Annotated in this window: 7 protein-coding genes; 5 read left to right on the forward strand and 2 right to left on the reverse strand. The window is 71.0% G+C overall.

What is annotated here, in order from left to right; all coding sequences use genetic code 11:
• Positions 1-68: 68 nt before the first annotated feature.
• From JHD63_RS20025 to JHD63_RS20035, 3 genes are read left to right on the forward strand one after another with little or no spacing between them, the layout of a single operon-like run.
• Positions 69-1,298, forward strand: a complete 1,230-nt coding sequence (locus JHD63_RS20025; RefSeq protein WP_370590589.1) for a TolC family protein — start codon at positions 69-71, stop codon at positions 1,296-1,298.
• Between the two features lie 59 nt (positions 1,299-1,357).
• Positions 1,358-2,581 carry an efflux RND transporter periplasmic adaptor subunit gene (locus JHD63_RS20030; RefSeq protein ID WP_198972567.1) on the forward strand — a complete coding sequence of 408 codons (1,224 nt, stop codon included), beginning with the start codon at positions 1,358-1,360 and terminating at the stop codon, positions 2,579-2,581.
• Positions 2,578-5,655, forward strand: a complete 3,078-nt coding sequence (locus JHD63_RS20035) for an efflux RND transporter permease subunit (RefSeq protein WP_198972568.1) — start codon at positions 2,578-2,580, stop codon at positions 5,653-5,655. The genes JHD63_RS20030 and JHD63_RS20035 overlap by 4 nt, the downstream gene beginning before the upstream one ends.
• Before the next feature lie 53 nt (positions 5,656-5,708).
• Here JHD63_RS20035 and JHD63_RS20040 read toward each other — a convergent pair whose 3' ends face one another.
• On the reverse strand, positions 5,709-7,361 hold the full coding sequence (locus JHD63_RS20040; RefSeq protein WP_198972569.1) for a methyl-accepting chemotaxis protein: 1,653 nt from the start codon (positions 7,359-7,361) through the stop codon (positions 5,709-5,711).
• A 334-nt stretch (positions 7,362-7,695) separates the two neighbouring features.
• Between JHD63_RS20040 and JHD63_RS20045 the strand changes: the two genes are divergently transcribed.
• Both JHD63_RS20045 and cueR read left to right on the forward strand, forming a co-directional pair.
• Positions 7,696-7,890 (forward strand): heavy-metal-associated domain-containing protein, encoded by a 195-nt coding sequence (locus JHD63_RS20045; protein WP_198972570.1) that lies wholly within the window; start codon positions 7,696-7,698, stop codon positions 7,888-7,890.
• Positions 7,887-8,333, forward strand: a complete 447-nt coding sequence (cueR, locus tag JHD63_RS20050; protein WP_198972571.1) for a Cu(I)-responsive transcriptional regulator — start codon at positions 7,887-7,889, stop codon at positions 8,331-8,333. Before JHD63_RS20045 ends, cueR begins: the two co-directional genes overlap by 4 nt.
• Before the next feature lie 145 nt (positions 8,334-8,478).
• Here cueR and JHD63_RS20055 read toward each other — a convergent pair.
• On the reverse strand, positions 8,479-10,049 hold a 1,571-nt coding region (locus JHD63_RS20055), incomplete at its 5' end, for an acyclic terpene utilization AtuA family protein (RefSeq protein WP_233168479.1).

The raw sequence follows: 10,049 nt of genomic DNA on the forward strand, positions 1-10,049 counted from the left end.
GCATACGACAGTTGATTCGGGCCTGCTGCCTCGGGGCGGCGCTGCCGGCCCTGGCCCAGGTCGCCCCCGTGGCACCGGCAAACCCGCCGCCGGCCGCCGCATCGCCGCGCGCCCTCACCCTGGGCCAGACGCTCGCCGCGGCCCGCGACAACCTGGACGTGGCGCTGTCGCGCGGCGCGCTCGCGGCCGCGCGCGCCGACGTGCTCGCGGCCGACCATGCGCCGCTGCCGGTGCTCTCGGGCAAGACCGCCTCGATCGACCTGCAGAACGGCGTCGGCCCCGGCAACGTGCTGGGCCGCAAGCGCATCGACAAATCCATCGGCATCGACTGGACCTGGGAGCGCGGCGGCAAGCGCCAGTTGCGCACGGAGGCCGCGCAGCGGCAGGCCGACGCCGCCGCCGCCGACGTGCAGGACGTGCAGGTGCAGCAGCAGATCGCCGCCCTGGGCGCCTACTACGACCTGCTGGCCGCGCAGGAGAAGCTGGAGCAGGTGCAGGAGATCGCGCGCAGCGCGGCCCAGCTCGCCAGCAGCTCGAACCGCCGGGTGCAGGCGGGCGACCTGGCGGCGCAGGACGCCCTGCGCACCGAGATCGAGGCTCAGCGCGCCCAGTCCGACCTGCAGCAGGCGATGCTGGAGCGCGAGCGCGCCGTGCTGTCGCTGGCGCAGGCCACCGGCCTGCGCGCGCCGCTGGCCATCGCCGGCCCCTGGCCCGCCCTGCCGCCGCTGGCCACGCCCGCGGCCGACTACGCGGCGCTGGCCGAGGCGCGGCCCGAGGTGCGCGCGGCCCTGGCGCGGGTGCAGTCGGCCCAGGCCGCGCTGGACGGCGCCAACGCGCTGAAGAAGGGCGACGTGACCATCGGCGCCTCCTACGACCACTACCCCGGCGTGTCCAACCGCCTGCTCGAGCTGCGCGCCTCCATTCCTCTGCAATGGGGCTACGGCTACCAGGGCGAGATCGGCCGCGCGCTGGCCAGCTACACCCAGGCCCAGGATGCGCTGGAGAAGGCCCGGCGCGACGCCGCGCTGGAGCTGCAGGGCCTGCAGCAGGCCGCGCTCACCGCCGAGCAGCGCGCCCGCAGCTACGAGAGCGACATCCTGCCGCGCGCGCGCCGCGTGGCGGAGAACGCCGAGCTCGCCTTCCGCCGCGGCGCCATCCCGCTGGTGGACCTGCTCGACGCGCGCCGCACCCTGCGGGCCACGCTGCTCGAGAGCATCGCCGCGCGCAGCGAGTACGCCCGCGCCGCAGGCGCCTGGACGCTGCAGACCCAGCCGGCGCTGCTGGCCGCACTGCCATGAGACGCCCGATGCACAACGCCTTCTTCTTCTCCATCTCCGCCCGCTCCGGGAGCCCCGCCATGATCCACCCCCACCGTCGCGCGCTGCGCACCGCGCTGGCCGCGGCCGCCTGCTGCGCGCTGCTGCTGGCCGGCTGCGGCGGCGACGCCGACAGCGGCAAGTCCGCAGAAGCGCCGCCCGCCGCCCCCATCGTGCAGGGCCGGCAACTGCGCTTCCCGCCCAACCACCCGCAGCTCGCGCTGCTGACCACCGTGCCCGCCACCGCCGCGAGCGGGCTCACGGTGGAGCTGCCCGCGCGCCTGGTCTGGAACGAGGAGCGCACCCAGCGCATCTACCCGCCCTTCGGCGGGCGCATCACCGCCATCGGCGCGGACGTCGGGCAGAGCGTCAAGCCCGGCACGCTGCTGGCGCGCATCGCCTCGCCGGACTTCGGGCAGGCCCAGGCCGACACCGCCAAGGCCCAGGTGGACGTCGGGCTCTCGCGCAAGAACCTGCAGCGACAGCGCGAGCTGTTCGACGCCGGCATCATCGCGCGCAAGGACCTGGAGCAGGCCGAGGCCGACAGCGCCCGCGCGCAGGCCGAGGCCGCGCGCGCCGCGGCCCGCACCAGCCTCTACGGCGCCGGCAGCGCGGTGAACCAGCAGCTCGGCATCACCTCCGGCATCGCCGGCGTGGTGGTCGAGCGCAACCTCAACCCCGGCCAGGAAGTGCGACCCGACCAGTCCGGCCCGGGCGTGCCCGCGCTGTTCGTGGTGACCGACCCGAGCTCGCTCTGGGTCCAGATCGACGCCAAGGAGGGCGACGTCGCCAGCCTGCGGCCGGGCGCCGGCTTCACGCTGCAGGTGGCGGCCTACCCGGGCGAGAACTTTGCCGGGCGCGTCACCGCCGCCGCGGACTTCATCGACCCCAACACCCGCACCATCAAGATCCGCGGGCTGGTGGCCAATGCCGACCGCCGGCTCAAGGGCGAGATGCTCGCCACCGCCCAGGTGAAGGAAGCGATGCAGGGCACCGTGGTGCCGGCCGGCGCGGTCACCCTGGACGGCACCCGCCATACCGTCTACGTGCAGACCCAGCCCGGCGTCTTCGAGCCGCGCGAGGTGGTGCCGGCCCACATGGGGCCGGCGGAGGTGGTGCTGGCGCGCGGCCTGGCCGTGGGCGAGCAGGTGGTGGCGCAGAACGCGCTGCTGCTGGCACGCCTGTTCACCATGGCGCGTGAGGACGCCGCCCCGGCCACGGCGCAGCCCGCGGGCAGGGCCACCAGCGGGGCTGCCGGCAAATGAAGCGCCTCATCCAGTACGCGCTGCACCAGCCGCTGTTCATCGTCCTGGGCACGCTGCTGTTCGCGCTCGCGGGCGTGATCGCGTTCCAGAACCTGTCGGTCGAGGCCTTCCCCGACGTCACCGACACCCAGGTCACCGTCATCACGCTCTACCCCGGCCGCGCGGCCGAGGAGGTCGAGAAGCAGGTCACCCTGCCGATCGAGGTGGCGCTGGCCGGTCTGCCCAACTCGATCCGCGTGTTCTCGCACACGCAGTTCGGCCTGTCCTTCACCGTCGTCACCTACGACGACAAGGCCGAGGTGAACCTGGCGCGCCAGCAGGTGGCCGAGCGCCTGCGCGGCGTCGACCTGCCCGAGGGCGTGGAGGCCGACATCGCGCCCAACGCCACGCCCGTGGGCGAAATCATGCGCTACCGCCTCAAGGGCGACGGCCGCACCACCACCGAGCTGCGCACGCTGGAAGACTGGGTGGCCGAGCGCGGCCTGCGCCAGGTGCCCGGCGTGGCCGACGTGGTCGCCATGGGCGGCGCCATCAAGCAGTACGAGGTGCAGCCCGACCTCGACAAGCTGCGCGCCTACAAGGTCACCTTCCAGAACCTGCTCGACGCGCTGGGCCGCAGCAACGCCAACGCCGGCGGCAGCTACGTGCCGCAGGGCGCGCAGCAGTACACCATCCGCGGCATCGGGCTGCTGCGCTCGGCCGAGGACATCGGCCGCGTGGTGGTGGCCGCGCGCAACGGCACGCCGATCCTGATCCGCGACATCGCCGAAGTGAAGATCGGCGCCGTGCCGCGCCTGGGCGTGGTCGGCCAGGACGGCGACGACGACGTGGTCACCGGCATCGTCATCATGCGCAAGGGCGAGAACCCGAGCGTGGTGCTCAAAGGCGTGAAGGAGAAGATCGCCGAACTCAACGCCCGCGCGCTGCCGCCGGGCGTGCAGATCGTGCCCTTCTACGACCGCACCTGGCTGATGGAGAAGACGCTCTCCACCGTGTTCCGCAACCTGGTGGAGGGCGCGCTGCTGGTGTCGCTGGTGCTCTACATCTTCCTGTCCAACCTGCGCGCCAGCCTGGCCGTGGTGGTGGTGATCCCGCTGGCCCTGCTGTCGACCTTCATGGGCCTGAAGATCATGGGCGTGCCGGCCAACCTGCTGAGCCTGGGCGCGATGGACTTCGGCATCATCGTGGACGGCGCGGTGATCGTGATCGAGAACATCATGCACCGCCTGGCCGAGAAGCGCGAGAACATGAGCGCCGAGGAGCGCCGCTCGGTCATCGTCAACGCGGCCAACGAGGTCGGGCGGCCCACGCTGTTCTCGATGCTGATCATCATCGCCGCGCACATCCCGATCTTCGCGCTGCAGCGCCACGAAGGCCGCATCTTCCAGCCCATGGCGCTGTCGGTCACCACCGCCCTCATCGGCTCGCTGATCTTCTCGCTCACGCTGGTGCCGCTGCTGGCCTACTGGATGCTGCGCAAGAAGCTGCCGCACGGCGACAACCGCGTGGTGCGCGGCGCCAAGCGCTTCTACGGCCCGGTGCTGGACTGGGCGCTGCGCCGCCGCCGCGCCGTGGTGCTGATCGCGCTCGCGGCCTTCGGCCTGACCACCGTGGTGGCCTCGCGCCTGGGGTCGGAATTCCTGCCCGAACTCAACGAGGGCACGACCTGGGTCAACTTCACGCTCTCGCCCAACGTCTCGACCAGGGAGGCCGCGCGCATCCTGCGCATGGCGCGCCAGGCGCTGCTGACCATCCCCGAGGTGCGCACCACCGTCTCCAAGGCCGGCCAGCCGGAGGACGGCACCGACCCCAAGACCATCTCCATGGCCGAGATCTTCGTCGACCTCAAGCCCGAGGACCAATGGCGCCGCGGCATGACGCGCGAGAAGATCACCGAGGAGATGAACCGCGTGCTGTCGGCCATCCCCAGCGTCGACCCGGCCTTCTCGCAGCCGATCCGCGACAACGTGCTGGAGTCGATCTCGCAGATCAAGGGCCAGATCGTCATCAAGCTCGCCGGCGACGACCTGGCCCTGATGCAGCAGGTCACCGAGCAGATCGCGCACGAGGTCAAGCAGGTGGCCGGCGTGGCCCGCGCCGAGATCGACCGCGCCGGCCAGGTGCCGCAACTGCTGCTGGACATCGACCGCGACCGCGCCGCGCGCTACGGGCTGAACGTGGGCGACATCCAGGACGTGATCGAGGCCGCGCTCGCCGGCAAGGCCGCCACCAGCCTGTGGGAGGGCGAGCGCAAGTTCGCCGTCGCGGTGCGCCTGCCGCCGCAGGAGCGCGTCATCGCCAACCTGCGCCGCACGCCCATCGCCACGCCCGACGGCGGCTTCGTGACGCTGGGCGACGTGGTCAACGTGCGCGAGACCACCGGCGCCATGAACATCGCCCGCGAGGCCGGCCGGCGCACCACCGCCATCGGCATCTTCATCGCCGGCCGCGACATGGGCTCGGTGGTGGCCGACATGAAGGCGCGCGTCGCGCAGAACGTGAAGATCCCGCAGGGCTACGTGGTCAACTGGTCGGGCGAGTTCGAGAACCAGGAGCGCGCCATGAAGCGCCTGGCCGTGGTGGTGCCGATCTCGCTGCTGCTGATCTTCGTGCTGCTGTTCGACGCCTTCAAGTCCTTCAAGATGGCCGGGCTGATCCTGGTCAACGTGCCGCTGGCGCTGATCGGCGGCTTCGTCGCGCTGTGGGTGTTCGGCATCCCGCTGTCGGTGTCGGCCGCCATCGGCTTCATCGCGCTGTCGGGGCAAGCGGTGCTGAACGGCGTGGTGATGCTCTCGGTGTTCCAGCAGCTGCGCAACGCCGGCATGCGCGTGACCGATGCGGTGCGCGAGGGCTCCATGCAGCGCCTGCGCACCGTGCTCATGACCGCCATGCTGGCCGCGCTGGGCCTGCTGCCCATGGCGCTGTCGCGCGAGATCGGCTCCGAAACCCAGCGCCCCCTGGCCATCGTGGTGATCGGCGGACTGGTCACGGCCACGCTGCTGACCCTGGTGGTGCTGCCGGCGCTGTACGTCGCCTGGTTCGCGCCGAAGGAGGAGCGCAATGCAAGCGCCTGAGATACCTTGCGCTCCCCATGAAAAAAGCGCCCTCGGGCGCTTTTTTCATGGGGTCAGGCCGCTGCCAGCCGTTTTTGCGGCTGGTGCGCCACCGCTGCGGGCGCCGGGCGCGCCGGGGTGAGCGCCGGCAGCGCCAGGCCGCTTTGCTCGCTCAGGCGGAAGCGGTGCACCACCTCGGCCAGGCGCGCGGCCTGATCGCGCAGCGATTCGGCGGCGGCGGCCGACTGTTCGACCAGCGCGGCGTTCTGCTGCGTCATGCGGTCGATGTCGCTGACCGCCTGGCCCACCTCGCCGATGCCCTGCGACTGCTCGGAGGCGGCGGCGGTGATCTCGCCGATGACGTCGCTCACGCGCTGCACGCTGCCGACGATCTCCTTCATGGCGCTGCCGGCCTCCTCCACCAGGCGCACGCCGCCGTCCACCGCGCTCACGCTGCTGCTGATCAGGGTCTTGATCTCGCTGGCGGCCTGGGCCGAGCGCTGGGCCAGGCTGCGCACCTCGCTGGCCACCACGGCGAAGCCGCGGCCCTGCTCCCCGGCGCGCGCGGCCTCCACCGCGGCATTGAGCGCGAGGATATTGGTCTGGAAGGCGATGGAGTCGATCAGCGCGATGATGTCGTTGATCCTGCGGCTGGAGGACGAGATTTCCTGCATGCTGGTCACCGCCTGCTGCACCACGGTGCCGCCGCGCGTCGCCGCCGTCGAGGCCGTGGCCGCGAGCTGGTTGGCCATCTGGGCCGACGAGGCGGTCTGCTGCACGCTGCCGCTGAGCTCGCCGATCGAGGCCACGGTCTGCTGCACGTTGCTCGCGGTCTGCTCGGTGCGGCCGGAGAGGTCGTGGTTGCCGGTGGCGATCTGCTGGCTGGCGGTGGCGATGTTCTCGCTGGAGTCGCGCACCTGCGCCACCATGGCGCCCAGGCCCGACTGCATGGCGGCCAGCGCGCGCTGAAGGTCGGTCAGCTCGTCGCGGCCCTCCACCGCGATGCGCTGCGACAGGTCGGCGGCGGCGATGGCCAGCGCCGACTGGCGCGCCTGCTCCAGCGGGCCGCAGATGGAGTGCATGTTGAGCAGCGTCAGCGGCACCACGGTCAATATCACCACCAGCACGATCGCGACGAACAGCAGCTTGGTCTGGTAGGCCACCTCGCGCTGCCGCGCCAGCGCGGCGTCGACCTGCTGGCGCAGCGCGGCCTCCAGGGCCACGAGTTGCTTCTCGGCCTCTTCGAACTGCGCCACGGCGCGCGCGCTCATGCGATTGGCGGTGGTGGCGGACTCATAGCCGCTGCTCTCGAGCTGGTTGGCCACGCTTGAGAACTGGTCGCGGTAGGCGCCGAGCTTCTGCAGCAGCGCGTTCATGAGCGCGGCATCCTCGGAGCCGCGGCCTTCGATGAAGGCCTTGCCGGCCTTCTCCGCGCGCTCCTGCGCCGCCAGCCACTTGGCGCGGGCGGCCTTGACCTCCGCGGCCCTCTCGTACTGGATGATCATTTCCTTCTCGTACATGCGCGTGGCAACCAACGCGTCGCGCAGCTCCGCGATCTGGGCGGTAGCGGCATTCGAGGTGAGCATGACGCTCTCGCTCATGTTCTGGATGCGCAGCATGCCCAGGGCACCGGCGCCGCCCAGCAGGCTCAGCAGCAGAAGCACCACGCCGATCGCGCCGTACATCCGGATGCGTATGGTGAAACGGCGCAGGGACAGAAAACTCATTCGGAACTCCTTCAATGACCGCCGTGGCGATCCGCCAGCAGGCGTCGGCGGCCACGCCCGCATCCGGCATGGTATGCGGGCAGGAAGTCATGCCTTTGATGAACATCACCCCGACCGGATTTTGTAAATGATTTGAAAAAAATAGAGGCTCCATATTTTCGACCCTGGCATGCAGCGCGGCGGAGAAGATTCCACTCGCATCCCCACTGTTACAACTTCCAGCGACCGCAACCGCAACGCATGCGCAAGCCCGGGCCGGGCGGCGTCTTGACCTTGCCACCATGGCAAGGTTGATACTGCATGCATTCCATCACCCCACCCCCAAGGAGCCCCCATGAGCCACGAATTCCAGGTCGACGGCATGAGCTGCGGCCACTGCGTGCAGGCGGTGCAGAACGCCGTGCAGGCGATCGATCCGCAGGCGCAGGTCACGGTCGACCTGCCGAGCGGGCATGTCGACGTGGTCAGCACCCAGCCCCGCGAAAGCCTGCGCCTGGCCATAGAGAACGCGGGCTACCGGGCAACATGAACCCGCCCGACGCCGGCACCGCCGCCAGTGCCACCATCGGCGCCGCCGCCCGGCGCTCGGGCGTCTCGGCGCGCATGGTGCGCCACTACGAGGCCCTGGGCCTGCTGCCGCCGGTGGCCCGCACCGACAGCGGCTACCGCCTGTACGGAGAACCGGAGGTGCACACGCTGCGCTTCATCAAGCGCGCCCGCGACCTGGGCTTCTCCATGGCCGAGATCGGCGAGCTGGTCGGCCTCTGGCACGACCACAGCCGCGCCAGCGCCCAGGTCAAGCGCATCGCCCAGACCCACATCGACGACCTGGCGCGCCGCATCGCCAGGATGCAGGCCATGCAGCGCACGCTCGAAGGCCTGGTCGCCTGCTGCCACGGCGACGGCCGGCCGGACTGCCCGATCCTGGAGGACCTGGCGGGAGCGGAGTCTCAGGCATCAAAAGCGGCTTGAGCCCAGTAATTTCCAGGGCTTTGCGCTATCAAATTCGAATCATTTTGTCTACTTTGCTATTGAATAGATAGCTAAAAGCCCAGATGCTTTCTGGGCTTGCGGCATATTCTGCGTGGATTTCCGGCATGGATCGGTGTGGGCGGGATCAATCCAGCGGGATCGGCATGCCCAGCAGCATCTGCGCCATGCCCTTGCCCATGGGGTCGGGGCGCAGCGAGCCCGGGCCGCCGCCGTCCAGCGCTTCGGTCATGAGAAAGTTGAACGCCCCCAGCCCCGGCACTTCGTAGCGCGTGACCTCGCCCAGCACCAGGTGCGCGAGGTAGGCGCGCACACGCTGCGGCGTGAGCACACGGCGCAGCAGTGGCAGGTCTTCGGGCCGCCGGGCGATCACCGCGACGTTCGATGTGTCGCCCTTGTCGCCCGAGCGCCCGTAGGCGAGCGCAATCAACGGCACGTGGCGCATCGGCTCCGCCACGGGCATGGGCGGCGCAGAGCCGGGGCCGGCGCTGGGCCAGGCGGCGCGCGCCTGCACCCGCTCGCCGCCACACGGAATCGGCACGCGCTCTTGCTCATGGCCCATCACCACCAGCGGAGCAGGCAGCCTGTCCTTGGCCACCAGGCAGGAATAGAGGCGGTAGCGGGGTTCGACCGCCGCGCGGCCGTTGAGCGTCAGCGCGCTGCCGCTCGTGGTGCCCGGGGCGAAGGAGACCCCCGGCGCGCGCGCCTCGCGGGAAAAGAGTTCGAGCGCTTCCTTGCACATGTGGGTGACGGCCACGCGAGCCAGCGCTTCGCGCACGGCCGTGGGGGCGGCGTGCGGTCCGTAGCCGTCCTCGGCCCCCAGTACCGTGACCGAGGTGCGCTCGAAATCGCCCATGGACTTCTCGCGCAGCAGCGTCCGGACGCGGCCCAGCAGCGCATGGCCGGTACGGCGCGCCTTCGCCACCGCCTGCGCACCGAATACGGACAACTGCGCGGTACACCGCCAGCCCTGCTGGTAGCTGGCGCTGAGCTTGTAGCTTGGTGGCGGCGCCATGCCTCGCGCGCCCACCACACGCACCCGGTCGCGCCCCACCGCCACGGCCGTGACCTGGCTGAAGTCGCACACCACGTCGGGCAGCACGTAGCGCGCGGGGTCGCCGACCTCGTAGAGGATCTGCTCGCTGACCGTGGCCGCCGTCACGCAGCCGCCCGTTCCTGGCGGCTTGCAGACCACGAAGCCGCCCTCGGCGTCGCACTCCACGAAGGGGTAGCCGATGTTCTCCCAGTCGGGGACGTCGGCCCAGTCGGTGAAGATGCCGCCCGTCGCCTGGGCGCCGCACTCCAGGATATGGCCCGCCAGGGAGCCGGCCGCGAGGCGATCGTAGTCATCGGCGCGCCAGCCGAACGCGTGGATCAGCACGCCCAGCGTGGTGGCGCTGTCGACGATGCGCCCGGTGACCACGATGTCCGCGCCCATCGCCAGTGCCCGCGCGATGGGCAGCGCGCCCAGGTAGACGTTGGCGCTGTCGATGGCCCGCGGCATCGCGCAGCCCGTGTAGAAGTCGCGCGTGTCTTCGGCCGCCAGCGACGGCACGAGCGCGAGGCAGTCATCGCCCTCGACGAAGGCCACGCGCGGCGCGCAGCCCAACTCCCTGGCCAGCGCCTCGATGGCCGCGGCGCAGGCGCGCGGGTTCAGGCCCCCCGCGTTCGCCACCAGCCGGATGCCGCGCTCCATGC

The organism is Xylophilus sp. ASV27 (assembly GCF_016428875.1).
Classification (GTDB): Bacteria; Pseudomonadota; Gammaproteobacteria; order Burkholderiales; family Burkholderiaceae_C; genus Xylophilus.

Coding starts and splice junctions, on each gene's coding strand:
- JHD63_RS20040 (WP_198972569.1), bottom strand. CDS start 7,361: ATGAGTTTTCTGTCCCTGCGCCGTTTCACCATACGCATCCGGATGTAC.
- cueR (WP_198972571.1), top strand. CDS start 7,887: ATGAACCCGCCCGACGCCGGCACCGCCGCCAGTGCCACCATCGGCGCC.
- JHD63_RS20035 (WP_198972568.1), top strand. CDS start 2,578: ATGAAGCGCCTCATCCAGTACGCGCTGCACCAGCCGCTGTTCATCGTC.
- JHD63_RS20030 (WP_198972567.1), top strand. CDS start 1,358: ATGATCCACCCCCACCGTCGCGCGCTGCGCACCGCGCTGGCCGCGGCC.
- JHD63_RS20045 (WP_198972570.1), top strand. CDS start 7,696: ATGAGCCACGAATTCCAGGTCGACGGCATGAGCTGCGGCCACTGCGTG.